The organism is Ruegeria sp. D6 (assembly GCF_056534365.1).
The window spans coordinates 147,183-161,904 of sequence record NZ_JBQFPH010000004.1; the positions used below are offsets into that span (position 1 = coordinate 147,183).

The window sequence follows — 14,722 nt, forward strand, 5'->3', positions numbered from 1 at the left end:
GGATGGACTTTATCCTTTCGCAACTGGCTGGATTTGGGACCGCATTCGTGGGCCTGGCAGTAGACCCGCTGACCTATCTGTATTTGATCGCATCCGTGTTCCTGGGCATCACATTCGGCGCATTGCCCGGCCTGACCGCAACGCTGGCAGTGACGATCCTGACGGGTTTCTTCGGCAACAAAATCCCATTGGACTATTCGCTTATCGCTTTGCTCGGGGCCTATGTCGGCGCGATTTACGGTGGCTCTTATCCGTCAATCCTGCTGAACATTCCGGGCACGGCGGCTAGTGCGGCGACAGCCATGGATGGCTACCCTCTGGCCAAAGCGGGTCGAGGGGGCGAAGCACTAGGGCTGACCACGACGGCCAGTTTCATAGGTACAGTTATTGGGACCATCACGCTTTTGATCTTTGTCTGGGCGCTGCTTTTGGTTTCAAAGAACATCGCAAGCCCGGAGAAAGCTTTGCTGGCCCTGTTCGGCATTCTGCTTTCTGGCACTTTAATGAGCGAAGACTTGGTGATTAAGGGATGGATCGCCGGTCTGATCGGGCTTGCAATGTCTATGGTGGGGCTCGATCCGCTTCTGTCTGAGCCGCGCTATACATTCGGCTGGTCTTACCTGTTGAGCGGGTTTCAGGTTGTGCCCGTTTTGATGGGGGCCTTCGCCATCCCCCAAATCATCGACGGCTTGAGGCATGTTGAGGCCGGGAAAGTTCTGGCCCTGAAAGGTCGCATCCTTCCGAACCTACGCTCCATCCGACGCTACCTGCCCACCATTGGTCGGTCAGGAGTGATTGGGACCGGGGTAGGAGCGCTTCCTGGCGTCGGCGAAGATGTCGCCGGTTGGGTCAGCTACGGTGTCGGCAAGACCGTATCTGCCGAGGGCGATAAGTTTGGAAAAGGGTCATTGGAAGGTCTGCTATGCTCTGAAACAGCAAACAACGCCTGCATTGGGGGCGCGCTAATCCCGCTTTTGGTTTTGGGCATTCCCGGTTCACCACCCGCCGCGGCTTTGATGGGGGCTTTCAAGATCAACAACGTGATCCCGGGCCCCACGATAGACCCCGAGATCATTCTGCGCGTAGTCGCAATCCTAGTGCTGGCATCCCTGACTATGTTCTTGATGGGCCTGTTCACTGCTCGGGTCTTTATCAAAATACTCGCCATACCGCAGACCATCTTCTTGCCGGTTGTGATGGTTCTGACAACAATCGGGTCCTTCAGCGTCGGTGGTGGCATCAATGATCTCTACCTGATGCTTGGTGTCGGCGCCGTCGCCTATTTTATGAACCTGATGAAGTACCCAATCGCACCATTGGTCATTGGGGTAATACTGGGAAGCCTGTTTGACGAAACTTTCCGCCGATCGCTGTTCTTGTCGGACGGGGATCTTTCGGTCTTCTTTTCGCGACCCGGTGCGGCCATTCTACTTGTGCTCAACGTTGGTTTGATCCTCAGCCAACTGCCCGTGGCAAAGCGCGCTTTCTCACGTTTGAAAGGACTTTCCGTCTGATGTTTGTGGTTACCGTCACCTACACTCTCAAGCCCGGTACGAGAGAAACCTTTTTGCCGCTAATGGTCGAAAACGCTTCAACCACTTTGCGTGAAGAACCCGGATGCCAGCAGTTTGACGTTTGCCTAGGCGACGATCCCGAGACAGTTTTTCTCTATGAGGTTTATGATGACAGCGTGGCGTTCTCCGCCCACCTAGAAAGCGCGCATTTCCAGTCCTTCGATACGGCTGTGGCTGATATGATCGCCACCAAGACTGTTCAACAGTATTCCGAGGTCATCCGATGAACGATTGGGAAATTCACGCCGTGAAATACGCGGATCGCAATGCCCGCACTCGACGCGACAGCTTCATATTGGATGACAATCACGATGCACCTCACGCGATGGACTATTTCGTTTGGGTGCTCAAGCGTGGCAACAAAGTTATTCTGGTCGATACCGGATACGACGGCGACGAGGCAGCCGCCCGTGGTCGTCCCATTGCGATGGACCCACGCGAGGCTTTGCGCCCATTAGACATCATGCCTGAAGCGGTGACCGAGGTTATCGTGACCCATCTCCATTATGACCACGCTGGGGGGCTGCATATGTTCCCAAATGCGAAGTTGCACATGCAATCGGCGGAAATGGCCTTCGCCACAGGTCCCTGCATGTGCCACGACCACTTACGCGCGCCTTTCTCGGCGGGCCATATCTGCGAGGTCGTAAAGCGCCTCTATACAGGCAAGGTCGTGTTCTACGACGGAGAGGCCGAGATAGCAGATGGGGTGACCGTACACTGTATCGGCGGGCATTCGCGGGGGTTGCAATGTGTTCGTGTAAGAACAGCAGCCGGGTGGATGGTTCTGGCCTCGGATGCCTCGCATTACTACGAGAATTTCATGGCGCGAAAAGCTTTTCCCATCGTTGTCGACCTGCAGGACATGATGGATGGTTTCGAGACACTCGAGAAGTTAGCCTCACATCCTCGACTTATCGTGCCCGGCCATGATCCACTTGTGCGCGAGATTTTTCCCGTCGGAGCAGCAACGCACATCCATAGGCTGGATCCAGGGCCGACGAAGGACATTAAGATATGCTAATCGGCGTCATAGCGGACGATTTCACTGGTGCGAGCGACATTGCGAACACATTGGCAAAGGGCGTCGAGCCGGAAGGTGGATTAAGAACCGCGCAGTTTCCAGGTATTCCGGATACCCCGGCCGACAAAGAGATCGAAGCGGGCGTCGTCTCACTCAAGATCCGCACTGCACCTGTCGAAGAATCTGTTGCGGACAGCCTGCGAGCCCTGCGATGGCTTAAAGATCAAGGATGCCGCCAGTTCATCTTCAAGTATTGCTCGACCTTTGACTCCACTAGGCAGGGAAATATCGGCCCGGTTGCGGAAGCGTTGGCCAACGAACTGGGCGCGCAAAAGGTGGTTTTCTGTCCAGCCTTTCCGACAACGGGGCGCACCATCTATCACGGCCATCTATTTGTGCTCGGCAAGCTGTTGAACGAGTCCGGGATGGAAAATCACCCTCTTACTCCGATGACGGATGCCGACATCAAGCGTTGGTTGCAGTATCAGATCCAAGAAGCGGTTGGGTTGGTTTCAATTGACGCCGTGACGCAAGGACCAGAGGCGATTGCTACTGCTTTGCGGAACGTCGACGAACGCTTTGTGATCGGTGATGCGATTTCGGACGAGGATTTGCTGGCCTGGGGCGAGGCTCTGAAGGATGCCCAGCTCATTACTGGGGGATCTGGGATAGCGCTGGGGCTACCCAAGAACTTCGTCAGAAAAGCTTCGTCCAAAAGAGGTGGCAGTGTATTCACGGGTATCGCTGGGCCCGCCGCTATCCTTGCAGGGTCTTGCTCAGGTGCGACCCGTGGTCAGATCGATGTTCATGCGAAATCCCATCCGACCTTCGCCATTGACGTTCCGGGTGTTATGTCCGGGGATGTGACTATGCAAACGCTTCTGGATTTCTTTGAAACGCATCCGGGTCAGGCACCGCTCGCCTATTCATCGGGAAGCCCGGATGATGTGCGCGCGGTACAAGGTCAATTTGGCCAAGAAGCCGTGGCGGAAAAGCTGGACAATCTCTTTGCAGATACCGCGCGCGAGCTTGCTCAGAAGAGCTACAAGCGATTGGTGGTTGCCGGAGGGGAGACGTCGGGAGCTGTCGCCAAGGCTGTCTCTGAGGCACTGGGATCACCGGCCATGTCACTAGGGCCAGAGATCGACCCGGGCGTACCAGTCTTGAGCGTTGGAAAAACTGAACCCATTGCGCTGGCTCTAAAGTCTGGAAACTTCGGCGCTCCGGACTTTTTCGCTAGGGCGCTCAAAATGATGGAGGCCGGCAAATGAGTTCTAAAGAACAGGCGCTGCGAAAGCAGATGTCGGACCTGTGTGCATCGCTGTTTGCGCGCGGATTTTCCGTCGGCACTGCTGGCAACGTCTCTGCACGTCTGCACGACGGCATCCTCATGACACCAACCAATTCCACCTTGGGCGATATCGACCCCGAGCGCATCGCTAAGATTGATTTGGATGGCAACCACGTCTCCGGCGACAAGCCGACCAAGGAGGTCTTTCTGCACCAAGCCTTCTATGAGACGAGGCCACAAGCTGGTGCAGTGGTGCATCTGCATTCGACCTGGGCCACTGCACTGTCTTGTCTGGAAGACACCGATCCTGACGACTGTATTCCACCGCTTACGCCATATGTGGTTATGCGTGTCGGCACAGTCAAACTGGTTCCATACGTCAAGCCGGGCGACCCGACGTCCGGTGATTTGATCCGCGATCTGGATGGCAAATATAGTGCGGTTCTGTTGGCCAATCACGGTCCCGTCGTATCGGGAGAGGATCTGTTTTCAACGGTCTCTGCAGCAGAAGAGTTAGAAGAAACAGCCAAGCTGCTCGTGACACTGCGCGGCCTGCCAACCCGCCTACTGGATGCAGAACAAGTCGCAGAACTCAAAGAGACTTTCGGAAGGATTTGATCTGGCACCAAAATGGTGCGTGTGCAAACTATCGGGCAAATCGTGCAAAGTTATCCGGTGACTTACCTCAGCAGATCTCAAGCGATACAACCCAGCAAACGATTGGCGGAGAACGAGTTTTTTATAAGGCCACGTTCACCACTATAGACGGTACTGATAACTATGTCCTCTACCCTTTAGAGGTATCGACGACAGCGGGTGACTATTATGGCGGGGCAAGTAGCTGGTTCTTTTCGACGACCGGGCCTTGCTAGAAGGCGTTCCGCTTGCATTAGCCAGCATAAGCACAAACAATCCGAACAAGATGAATTACGTATGCTTTGTCGATGGAACAGCAATCGAAACAGCCACAAGTAGCGTAATTGTTGAAGGCCTCTCAGGCGGTGATGAGATGATCCAGGCGGATGGGAGACCAGTTAAGATTTGATGGGTTGGCGCTAATGATGTGAGCCTTGCAGAATGCCTTGCAAATCAGAAGCTTTGGCCTGTGAAAGATTGATATGACTGCGCTTGGACGCGGAATCCCGAATTGTGATCTCGTTGTCTCGCAACAACACTAAGTTTCTAGCGGCCAAAACGGACTTTCGCCGCGGTAGAACGAATGTCGGTTTTTGGATTTCAGAAACTTAATGAGCGCTGATCTCCCCCGGTATTTTCCACTTGTTTATGCTGTGTTTGCCTTAGTAATTGGACTTTTTTGAACCAGTGATAAGTTCATTATTGACAATTTTGGACGCCATTTTACAGAATCGGCCATGATCCATCCAATTGATCGCAAGTTAGATATCGTTGTCCTGGTGAGTCCGCATTTCAATGTTTCGGCGACTACGTCTTTCGTGGATCCTTTCAGAATAGCCAATTACCTGACAGGTTCGGCTCGATTTTCTTGGACCTATGTCTCGGACCTCGGTGGACCAGTTGAGTCTAGCAGCGGCCTTGTCGTTGACACTGCCCCATTGGCGGCCGTGACGGGGCGCAAGCCCTGGTTGGTTCTGGTGAGTACAAGTTGGTCACCTGAACGTCACGGAACATCTCAGTTTAAGGTGGCCCTTCAGAAGTGGGAGGCGTGCGGAGCAATCGTTGGCGGCTTGGATACTGGTGCGATTGTTCTTGCGGCTGCTGGACTGCTTAAAGGCAAGACAGCGACGGTTCACTATGAGCACATCGATGCCTTTGCTGAAATGGCCCATGATACCACAGTGTCAGAGAACATGATTGTTATGGATGGAAAGATGTTCACTTGTTGCGGGGGTTCCGCAGCGACTGATCTGGGTTTGCGGTTTGTGCACTCTGTCGATGGTGAGAGTATCGCCAATGCATCTGCGCGATATCTTTTTCATCACAATGTACGCGGTGAGGGCCAATCACAGAACCCCAAAGACGTGGAGCCACTGGGGTATGTCACCTCTGGGGTGGTAAGGGACGCGATCGACTTGATGGAGGCACATTTGGAAGCCACTTTGTCGATCCCTGAAATATCAGCGAGGTTGAAGATTTCGCAACGACAACTTAGCAGATTGTTTCGGCAATATGTCCAGAAGTCGCCGATCGAGTACTACCGTGACATACGCCTTGATCGCGCGCGTGGACTAGTAACCCAAACAGAGCTGAAATTCAGCGAGATTGCAGAAGCATCAGGATTTAACGGGCAAGTTCATTTCAGCCGGGCATATCGAAGCCGTTTTGGCCTCACACCAACTGCAGACCGTATTGAAGGCCGTACTCCATTCGAGTTCCGCGCGTGGCCAATGTTCAAGCCTGATATTAAGTCCGAAGGTGTTGGGTAGCTTTTTGCATCGCCGTAAGCATCTTGTCGCGTTGCGCTGATAACTCTTCGGTACTTTGCCCTTGAGTTTGATCGTTAATGCCATCGACCAGTTTATTGATGACATCCTCATCAAGACGAGGGTTGCCCAGGTCGTCCCACCAGCCATTGAATGTATCCTTGAAATGGTCACAGAAGGCCCGCAGACCGCCGTCGCCTGCACCCAGGTGGAAAAGCGTCGTCGGACCCATCGCGGCCCACCGCAATCCCGGGCCGGCCCACATCGCTTTGTCGATGTCTTCGACGCTCGCAACGCCTTCAATCGCCATATGGACGGCCTCGCGCCATACTGCAGCTTGTAAGCGGTTTGCGACGTGTCCGGGCATGCCCTTCTTGATCCGGATCGTGACTTTACCCAGATCTTCGTAGAACGTCTCTGTTCGGTTCAGAACATCTGAACCGGTTGCGTCGTTCGCCGTCAACTCGACCAGCGGAATGAGATGTGGCGGGTTGAACGGATGACCTAAGATGAGCTTACTCGGATCGCGCCATCCCTGTTGGAGAGCCTCGAGTGTTAAGCCGGATGTTGAGCTTGAAACTATTGCATCAGCACCCAACTCTGGCTCAACTTCCGCATAGGTGGAATGTTTGATCGGCAACCGCTCGGGCACATTCTCCTGAATGAACTGCGCGTTTCGCACGGCCTCAGCTGCGGTCGGTGCAAAGGTGATCGCATCTCGGGTGGCGTGGCCAACTTGGCCCAATTCTTCCAACGCAGGCCACGCCTTTTCAATGTATTTACGGACGGATGCCTCAGCGTTCGGATCGGGATCAAATACAGTCACACTGCGACCCGACGCGAGGAACAGCGCTGCCCAGCTTGCCCCGATGACACCGGCTCCGAGAATGGCGGTTCTTTCGATTTCCGACATCAGAACAGTCCCGGATTCAGGGGGGAGGCCGCAGTCATACCACCGTCTACAGTGAACAGTTGGCCAGTCGCAAAAGACGACTCGTCAGAAGCTAGCCAAACAGCCATCGCAGCAATGTCTGCGGGCTTACCAAAGCGTTTGACCGCATGGCGTGCCAGCGCGTCTGATCTAGCCTTTTCTGGGTCATGGGCGAGTTCGAATGCTGCGTCCAGCATGCCCGTCTCAATCCATCCCGGGCAGATTGCATTGCAGCGCACCGCAGGTCCATGGTCCACCGCGATAGAGCGTGTAAGCCCATGCACAAACGCTTTTGAAGCATTGTAGAGCGCCATCGATGGGTCAGCGGCATTGCCCGAGATCGAACCAATGTTGATGATCGAACCACCCTGAGACATTTTCGGAATAAAGGCGCGGCAACAGTTAAAAACGCCTCGTGCGTTTACTCCCATCACCAAATCCCAATCCGCGTCTGTGCTTTCGGTCACTGTTTTTTCGACCTGAACGCCGGCGTTGTTGACCAGGATATCTACCAGGCCGATTGTTCGGGCAGTACGTGCAACCGCTTCGGGATTGGATACATCCAGCGTATACCATGCTACGTGATCCGGTAGATCATCTGGCTTAGGGCCGCGCCCGCAGGTGGCGACAGCCGCACCTTCGGCTGCGAAGGCCTCAACGATGCCGCGACCAATGCCCTGTTTGCCGCCGGTAACAAAGGCGCGTTTCCCAGCTAACCGCATCAGTGTGCCACCATAACGTGACGGACTGCGGTGTAAGCATCCAGCGCATAGACCGACATATCGCTGCCCGTGCCTGAGCCCTTCATCGCGGCCCAAGGCATCTCGGGGGTCGCAACCCCATGCGTGTTTACCCAGGTGAATCCATAGCGCAACTTGGACGTCATTTGCATTGCTCTCCCAACATCTCGTGTCCAGACCGATGAGGCCAAACCGTAAGCTCCGGTGTTGGCGATCCTCAACGCATCTTCTGCCGCAGAAAACCGAGAGACAGTTACAACGGGTCCAAAAACCTCATTGCAGGCAATCTCTGCAGTGTTGTCGACATTGGCGATGACTGTCGGCTGGTAGAAAAAGCCGTCTTCTTCGCCAGAGGCCCCACCGGAAACGATTTCAGAGCTGCTGTGTGCGCGATCAACAAAACCCGCTACACGATCCCGCTGAGCCGCAGAGACAAGCGGGCCCATTTCCGTTCCTTCAGCTTTCGGTGCACCGATTTGGATCTGGCCAACCTGACCGGCAATCGCGGCCACAAGTTTGTCATAAACTCTGTCTGCAACCATCACGCGGCAAGGCTGTGCGCAGTCCTGACCGGCATTGAAGTAGCTGCCATATCGGATCGTCTCGGCCACAGCATCGAGATCAGCATCATCAAAGACAATGACTGGCGCCTTGCCGCCCAATTCCAGATGAACGTGTTTAATTTTCTGGGAAGCAGCCCGCATTGCAGCCATGCCTGTCGCCGGAGAACCCGTAACACTGATCCCCTCCATCTGTGGGCTGTTCATCAGGGTATTCCCCACGCCGGGTCCGCGACCATGGATCACGTTAAGCACACCTTTTGGCAGAACATCTTGTAACAATTCTGCAAGTCGCAGAGTAGATAGCGGCGTGATCTCGGACGGTTTCAATACCACCGAACATCCTGCCGCAATTGGTGCAGCAATCTTCCAGGACGCCATCATCAGCGGGTAGTTCCAAGGGGCGATGGCTGCGACAGGGCCAATGGGGTCGCGCCGGATCATCGACGTATGACCCGCGACATACTCTCCAGAGGCAGACCCCATCATGGTGCGCGCAGCCCCGGCGAAAAAGCGAAAGACATCAATCGTCAGCGGCATTTCATCATCATGAGCCGATGGCCAGGGTTTTCCCACATCTAGGCTCTCAAGTTCTGCCAACTCCTGGCTGTTCGCCTCGATAACATCAGCTATCTGAAGCAAGATTGCAGCGCGTTCTGCAGGGGTCGTAACCGAAAAGGTTTCAAATGCCTCTGCTGAGCCGCGCACCGCCGCCTCGACCTGTGCATCGCTGGCTTCTTTTACAGCACCGACTACCTCGCCTGTTGCAGGGTTCAGGACGTCCAAGGCCTCTCCGATCCCTTCGACCATTTCACCGTTGATCAACATGTTCGTCTGCATATGCATCTCCTTAGAAGCCAACCTGATCGCCGCCTTTTAGTGCGAGCCGCATGCGCGCTTCTGCTGGCGACGCGACCGTAAGGCCAAGGTTTTCAACGATTGATCGGATGCGCGTGACCTGTTCCGCGTTAGATTTTGCCAACTCACCCTTGCCGATGAACAGGCTGTCTTCGAGACCGACACGCAGGTTACCGCCCCGCATGGCGCTTTGGGTCGCAAATGGCATTTGGTGACGACCAGCGGCAAGGACCGACCATTCGTAATTCTCTGCTCCGAACAGCTTATCGGCTGTGTTGTGCATGTGGGTCAGATGGTCGGCATCTGCGCCAACGCCACCCAAGATGCCAAATACCATCTGAATGAAAAATGGCGGTTTAATCAGGCCCTGATCCACGAACCATTTGACGTTGTAGAGATGTCCAAGATCATAGCATTCGAACTCGAACTTGGTGCCGTGATCTCCACCAAGTTTTTCGATGGCGTAACGAATTGTTTTGAAAGTGTTGGGAAAGATAAAGTCTTCCGTCATCTCCAAAAATGGCCGTTCCCAGTCGTGCTGAAACTCGGTGTATTTCTGCAGCATCGGAAAGATACCAAAGTTCATGGATCCCATGTTGAGCGATGCCATCTCTGGGCTGGTAGATGTCGCCGCCCGCAGCCGCTCATCCATCGACATCCCCAAGCCGCCGCCGGTCGAGACATTCATCACAACATCGGTGGACTGCTTGATTACGGGTAGAAACTGCTTGAACAGCTCAGGTCGGGGATCGGGTTTTCCTGTCTCCGGGTGCCGTGCGTGCAGGTGAATGATTGATGCCCCTGCCTGGGCCGCCTCAATACTGGCCGTCGCAATCTCGGCCGGTGTAATCGGCAGATGCGGAGACATTGACGGCGTATGGATGCCTCCGGTCGGCGCGCAAGTGATAATGACTGGCTTGGGCATCAGAGCTTCATCTGCTGCACTTGTGCAGACAGCCCCCCGTCCAGAACCCACAACTGGCCAGAGGCATAGCGCGCCTCGTCCGAGGCAAGCCAGTTGACCAAATTTGCAATATCCTCGGGCGTCCCGTAGGTCCGCATTGGATGAACATCGCGCACGGCCTTTTGCAGCGTTTCAATGTTGCCACCTCCTCCGCCGGATCCATCGCCGTTGAAGAAGCTCTGCAGCATTGGAGTGTCGATATAGCCAGGGCAGATGGCATTCACCCGGATACCTTCTGGGCCATGATCGCAAGCCATTGCGCGGGTCAAAGCGTGAACTGCACCCTTGGTCGCGCAATAGGCCGCAAGCCCTGGATCTGCGATGAACCCGTCGTAGGAGCCAAAATTGATAAGGCTTGCGCTATTCCCTGTCTTCGCCGCTTCGCGCATCAATGGGATGGCGTATTTCGAGGTCAGGAACGTGCCCGTGGAATTAACCGCAAAGCTTTGATTCCATTCCTCCAACGTGGTCTCTTCAACCGTTTTTTCGATCTCAATCCCCGCCGCGTTCACTAGGATGTCCAACTTTCCGTGTGCGGCGCGCACATGATCCATCGCCGCAACCGAGTCTGCTTCTTGAGTCACATCCAGCTTAACAAAATGACTGCCGTCGTCGTCGTGTTGATCTAACGACCCTTCCGGTGTGAGGTCAGCGGCAAATACCGTTGCGCCTTCTCTTAGAAACCGAGCGACAATCGCGCGCCCGATTCCACCGCGGGCACCAGTCACGAGAGCAACTTTTCCGTTCAGCATCATTGGTTTCAATCCTTCAATGGCGGATAGCGGTAGCGGCGTGCAGCCACTGTCCAATCCATATTGTTGCGTACATACTGCTGGCTTGCATCGGACGGCGGGTTGTAGTCCCAAGGCTCGCTGGCACCGGCCTCCATCGCGGCATGTAATGCACGGCGCGATTTTTGTGTGGCGATTATCTTCTTTCGCAAAGCACTGCCGTCCCAACGCACGACGACTTCAGCTGCAAAACGAGTTTTCGCGTCGGAGTAGCTTGGGTCCGAAGCTAAATTCTTCGTTTCCATCGGGTCAGCACTCAGGTCATAGAGCTGCGGTGGGTCGCTATCACAATGAATATATTTCAAGGGCCCGCGCCGGATCATGATCACAGGATAGCCCGTCATCTCGGCACAATATTCTCCGATCGCCTCATCAACTGGATCTTCTTCACCCCGAGCCAGAGGCATAAGGCTACGACCGTCGATCGGCTCTCCGATCATCGTCTCATCACCGCCACCGATGTCGATAAATGTCGGCAATAGATCAACCAGTGACACTGCATTTTGAGCGGCCCCAACAGCGATGCCTGGTCCGGCCATGACCAATGGAATTCGTGCTGAGTGCTCGAAGAAGTTCATTTTGTACCACAGCCCACGTTCACCCAGCATGTCGCCATGGTCGGCTGTGACAATCACAATGGTGCTGTCCAACTCGCCTGTTTCTTCGAGGGTTTGAACCAGCTCTCCGATTTTGCTGTCGAAGTAACTGACGTTTGCCAGGTAGGCATGGCGCGCGCGCAGGACTTCTTCCTCGGTCAGTGGCACATAAGACGCTTCGATCCCATCCAATAAACGTCGTGAAAAGGGGTCTTGATCCTCCAACGCGGGCACAAACGCGGGCAAGTCAATTTCATCATCCGTATACAGGTTCCACCATTCTGGTCGGGCTACATATGGATCGTGCGGGTGAATGAAGCTTGCAACCATCGCAAAAGGCGCGTCATTGCCAAGCGCTTTGTCTCGGGCCGCATCGAACAGCCAGCGTTTGGCAGCAAAACCGACCTCGTCGTCATAGTCGATCTGGAAAGTCGCGTGGGCAACGCCGCTTTCTTTGACCGTTTGCATATTGTGATACCACTTGTCGATCCGCTCGTCCGGGGCCTCCCAATCCGGGGTCCACGCAAAATCAGCAGGATAGATGTCGGTTGTCACACGATCCTCAAACCCATGCATCTGATCCGGTCCGACAAAATGCATCTTGCCTGCCAAACAAGTACGATAGCCCAGCGATTTCAGATAATGCGCAAATGTCGGCACCGAAGCCTTGAACTCGGATGCATTGTCGTAAGCTGCGATGCGACTGATGTGCTGACCCGACATAAAGGAAAACCGTGAAGGCGCACAGAGAGGGGAATTGCAGTAAGCTGCATCGAAGCGCATGCCGCGCGCGGCCAACGCGTCAAGATGTGGCGTCTTGGCGACCTTATGCCCGTACGCCCCTGTGAAATGCGGAGCCAATTGGTCCGCCATGACCACAAGGATGTTTGGCCGCGTCACGTGGCACCTTTTGCGTAAGCGTCCAAGACTAAGCCATGGAAGTGATGAACGGCGTGCTCGGACTTGCCGGACCCGTCCGGGTCATTGACGATCCGACCTTGGGTGAACGCAGGTGTATTCATCCCGCGCTGCACACTTTCGACAAGGCTGATATCTTCGACCTGAAGAACTTCGTCCAGATAGCGAATTGCGTCCAACTCCATCGCGTCGGGTTCCGGCGTCTCAAGGAAGAAGTCGTAAGTTTCAAGCGTCCGATCTGGCCCAACAGGTATGATGTTCAACACGATCATGCTGGACCGTCCGGGATATCGCATCAGGCAAGTGGTGGGATAGAGCCACCAAACCGCGTGAGTTTTCACCGTGGCGTTCGAGACGTCATAGGCGGTATTTGGACTGTTGCCTGCGTCAGCCATATGGCTGGAGTAGATGCCGTAGGTTGTAACCTTGTAGGTATCCATATCCACGAGGTCACAAAAATCCTTATGGGCCGTAGGGCAATGATAGCACTCAAGGAAATTGTCCACGACGTTCTTCCAATTCGACTTGATGTCGTAGGTCAGACGGTGGCCAAAAGTGAGTTGATCCACATCCGGCGCCCAATGGCGCACCTCGGTTTCCAGGTTTCCGGATTGCTCTGACAAAGAGGCAGCCGTCGGATCCAAATTGACAAAAACAAAACCGCAGAATTCTTCAACCTGTACAGCATCGAGACAAATCTCATCCTTGTTGAAGTCTTCTAGGTTTTCAGTATGTGGCGCACGCGCCAATTGCCCGTCAAGTTTATAGACCCAGGCATGATAGGGGCACATAATCCGTGTTGTATTGCCTTCGCCTGATAGCAGTTCATGGGCACGGTGTTTGCATACGTTGTAAAAGGCGCGAAGCTTACCCTCTTTGTCGCGCACAACCGCAATAGGTTGACCGGCAACTTCCACCGTTACAAAGGACCCCGGCTCTCGTGTTTTCTCGACATGACACACCCATTGCCAAGTTTTGGAGAGGATGGAGCGAAGGTCAGTGTCAAACCACTTGTGCTCGGTGTAGGCAGCAGCCTGCAATGAGCTGGAGCGCGATGGGTCAGCATGATAGCCAAAGAAAATTGCACCTGAATCAGTCATGATAGCGTCTCCGATGTTAAGTTAAATCTATTGCGCGTGGGATTCGAAGCTATGTTTAATCAGCCGCTAGTTTGATTATTTTCGCTAAGCATTTGGCTTTCGGGGACACCGTATTAACCCATCAAGCACTGCGTTTAGCTGCCAAGCGAATGCTGGGCCCTTGACTGCATCTGTTATGCGGTCATTCGTGCACACTGCAGGAATCGGCAAAATGGGCTCAAACCGAACATTCTCTGCACTGCGGTTGTGGGAATCTGGCGGAGTGTCTGGATTGCGGGACAAAGTCGCCTTTTGTTGACGCCGCTTTTGCTCACGCAGCATTTCCTCGCATCTGCGGCAGCGTCCTCTCGTTGGCGCAGAAAATTTCACGAGACCGGACATTGAAGCCATTCGGTTAGTCGGCTTTCAATCCGACCTTTCGCCGCGACCAACCTCAATCACCAAGGGGCGGACGAAGCCAACATTCATTCGTTGAACGCTTTCGACGGGTCGTCCAGTGTTAAAGGGCGTGAATCGCACATAGCTGTACGTGGAGTAGTATTGACCCTTTGGAAAAGGCTTGTGAGAACGTTCAAGCGACCGGAATTCGCTGGGCCTGATCACAGGAGCAGGGAAGCATTTATACGCAGCTTTTGTCAGGACTACAAAGCCAGGAATGATTATTGCATGGCGATAAGCACCGCAACCGAGTGTCTCAAACGTCCAGAAATGATATCAGAGTTATCGAAGGCTCACTCTGATTTCGTTGGCATATACGCCACTCCCGACATCGAGCTACAATTGATATCTTTCGGAACAGATGCATCCTTCGACCCAAGCAGGCTGACGTGCGGAACTGCGGAAATAGAAGGCTCTCGTCTGAAGCAACCGTTTTTAATCAAAAGCGTGCACGGGGATTGGTCTGATAAGTACATTGGGGTGTATCCCCTCAGCATACGTTATCTTCTGGACAGTATTCGGCGGTCATGAAATG

13 protein-coding genes are annotated in these 14,722 nt (G+C 54.2%); 6 read left to right on the forward strand and 7 right to left on the reverse strand.

Features of this window, described 5'->3' with window-relative positions; all coding sequences use genetic code 11:
• Positions 1-2 precede the first annotated feature (2 nt).
• The 6 genes from ACR0A1_RS14805 (at position 3) to ACR0A1_RS14830 (ending at position 6,294) form a co-directional block, all read left to right on the forward strand.
• Positions 3-1,514 carry a tripartite tricarboxylate transporter permease gene (locus ACR0A1_RS14805; protein ID WP_170638038.1) on the forward strand — a complete coding sequence of 504 codons (1,512 nt, stop codon included), beginning with the start codon at positions 3-5 and terminating at the stop codon, positions 1,512-1,514.
• Positions 1,514-1,801: a putative quinol monooxygenase gene (locus ACR0A1_RS14810; protein ID WP_480868157.1), complete on the forward strand. Its 288-nt coding sequence runs from the start codon at positions 1,514-1,516 to the stop codon at positions 1,799-1,801. Before ACR0A1_RS14805 ends, ACR0A1_RS14810 begins: the two co-directional genes overlap by 1 nt.
• Entirely contained in the window at positions 1,798-2,598 is an 801-nt protein-coding gene (locus tag ACR0A1_RS14815; protein ID WP_480868159.1) for an N-acyl homoserine lactonase family protein, read from the forward strand. Before ACR0A1_RS14810 ends, ACR0A1_RS14815 begins: the two co-directional genes overlap by 4 nt.
• Positions 2,592-3,869 carry a 3-oxo-tetronate kinase gene (gene otnK / locus ACR0A1_RS14820; protein ID WP_170395484.1) on the forward strand — a complete coding sequence of 426 codons (1,278 nt, stop codon included), beginning with the start codon at positions 2,592-2,594 and terminating at the stop codon, positions 3,867-3,869. The genes ACR0A1_RS14815 and otnK overlap by 7 nt, the downstream gene beginning before the upstream one ends.
• Positions 3,866-4,507, forward strand: a complete 642-nt coding sequence (gene otnC, locus ACR0A1_RS14825; RefSeq protein ID WP_170395486.1) for a 3-oxo-tetronate 4-phosphate decarboxylase — start codon at positions 3,866-3,868, stop codon at positions 4,505-4,507. The genes otnK and otnC overlap by 4 nt, the downstream gene beginning before the upstream one ends.
• 755 nt (positions 4,508-5,262) lie before the next feature.
• The gene (locus ACR0A1_RS14830; protein ID WP_170395488.1) at positions 5,263-6,294 is read left to right on the forward strand and encodes a GlxA family transcriptional regulator; all 1,032 of its coding nucleotides are present in this window, start codon (positions 5,263-5,265) and stop codon (positions 6,292-6,294) included.
• Here ACR0A1_RS14830 and ACR0A1_RS14835 read toward each other — a convergent pair.
• The 7 genes from ACR0A1_RS14835 to ACR0A1_RS14865 are packed head-to-tail and all read right to left on the reverse strand — an operon-like array spanning position 6,272 to position 13,749.
• Positions 6,272-7,204 carry a 3-hydroxyacyl-CoA dehydrogenase NAD-binding domain-containing protein gene (locus ACR0A1_RS14835; RefSeq protein WP_480615304.1) on the reverse strand — a complete coding sequence of 311 codons (933 nt, stop codon included), beginning with the start codon at positions 7,202-7,204 and terminating at the stop codon, positions 6,272-6,274. The two genes, ACR0A1_RS14830 and ACR0A1_RS14835, sit on opposite strands and share 23 nt — an antisense overlap.
• Positions 7,204-7,944 (reverse strand): SDR family oxidoreductase, encoded by a 741-nt coding sequence (locus tag ACR0A1_RS14840; protein WP_170662990.1) that lies wholly within the window; start codon positions 7,942-7,944, stop codon positions 7,204-7,206. Before ACR0A1_RS14840 ends, ACR0A1_RS14835 begins: the two co-directional genes overlap by 1 nt.
• Positions 7,944-9,362 carry an aminobutyraldehyde dehydrogenase gene (locus tag ACR0A1_RS14845; RefSeq protein ID WP_480868162.1) on the reverse strand — a complete coding sequence of 473 codons (1,419 nt, stop codon included), beginning with the start codon at positions 9,360-9,362 and terminating at the stop codon, positions 7,944-7,946. Before ACR0A1_RS14845 ends, ACR0A1_RS14840 begins: the two co-directional genes overlap by 1 nt.
• A 10-nt stretch (positions 9,363-9,372) precedes the next feature.
• Positions 9,373-10,305 carry a 3,5-dioxohexanoate:acetyl-CoA acetone transferase gene (gene kce / locus ACR0A1_RS14850; protein WP_170648587.1) on the reverse strand — a complete coding sequence of 311 codons (933 nt, stop codon included), beginning with the start codon at positions 10,303-10,305 and terminating at the stop codon, positions 9,373-9,375.
• Entirely contained in the window at positions 10,305-11,099 is a 795-nt protein-coding gene (locus ACR0A1_RS14855) for an SDR family oxidoreductase (protein ID WP_170395498.1), read from the reverse strand. The genes kce and ACR0A1_RS14855 overlap by 1 nt, the downstream gene beginning before the upstream one ends.
• Positions 11,100-11,104: 5 nt before the next feature.
• On the reverse strand, positions 11,105-12,631 hold the full coding sequence (gene betC / locus ACR0A1_RS14860; protein WP_480868164.1) for a choline-sulfatase: 1,527 nt from the start codon (positions 12,629-12,631) through the stop codon (positions 11,105-11,107).
• Entirely contained in the window at positions 12,628-13,749 is a 1,122-nt protein-coding gene (locus tag ACR0A1_RS14865) for an aromatic ring-hydroxylating oxygenase subunit alpha (RefSeq protein ID WP_480868166.1), read from the reverse strand. The genes betC and ACR0A1_RS14865 overlap by 4 nt, the downstream gene beginning before the upstream one ends.
• Positions 13,750-14,722 lie beyond the last annotated feature (973 nt).

What these genes read in the sequence shown, in the direction of transcription:
- ACR0A1_RS14805 (WP_170638038.1), top strand. Translation starts at nt 3, where the DNA reads ATGGACTTTATCCTTTCGCAACTGGCTGGATTTGGGACCGCATTCGTG.
- ACR0A1_RS14810 (WP_480868157.1), top strand. Translation starts at nt 1,514, where the DNA reads ATGTTTGTGGTTACCGTCACCTACACTCTCAAGCCCGGTACGAGAGAA.
- ACR0A1_RS14815 (WP_480868159.1), top strand. Translation starts at nt 1,798, where the DNA reads ATGAACGATTGGGAAATTCACGCCGTGAAATACGCGGATCGCAATGCC.
- otnK (WP_170395484.1), top strand. Translation starts at nt 2,592, where the DNA reads ATGCTAATCGGCGTCATAGCGGACGATTTCACTGGTGCGAGCGACATT.
- otnC (WP_170395486.1), top strand. Translation starts at nt 3,866, where the DNA reads ATGAGTTCTAAAGAACAGGCGCTGCGAAAGCAGATGTCGGACCTGTGT.
- ACR0A1_RS14830 (WP_170395488.1), top strand. Translation starts at nt 5,263, where the DNA reads ATGATCCATCCAATTGATCGCAAGTTAGATATCGTTGTCCTGGTGAGT.
- ACR0A1_RS14835 (WP_480615304.1), bottom strand. Translation starts at nt 7,204, where the DNA reads ATGTCGGAAATCGAAAGAACCGCCATTCTCGGAGCCGGTGTCATCGGG.
- ACR0A1_RS14840 (WP_170662990.1), bottom strand. Translation starts at nt 7,944, where the DNA reads ATGCGGTTAGCTGGGAAACGCGCCTTTGTTACCGGCGGCAAACAGGGC.
- ACR0A1_RS14845 (WP_480868162.1), bottom strand. Translation starts at nt 9,362, where the DNA reads ATGCAGACGAACATGTTGATCAACGGTGAAATGGTCGAAGGGATCGGA.
- kce (WP_170648587.1), bottom strand. Translation starts at nt 10,305, where the DNA reads ATGCCCAAGCCAGTCATTATCACTTGCGCGCCGACCGGAGGCATCCAT.
- ACR0A1_RS14855 (WP_170395498.1), bottom strand. Translation starts at nt 11,099, where the DNA reads ATGATGCTGAACGGAAAAGTTGCTCTCGTGACTGGTGCCCGCGGTGGA.
- ACR0A1_RS14865 (WP_480868166.1), bottom strand. Translation starts at nt 13,749, where the DNA reads ATGACTGATTCAGGTGCAATTTTCTTTGGCTATCATGCTGACCCATCG.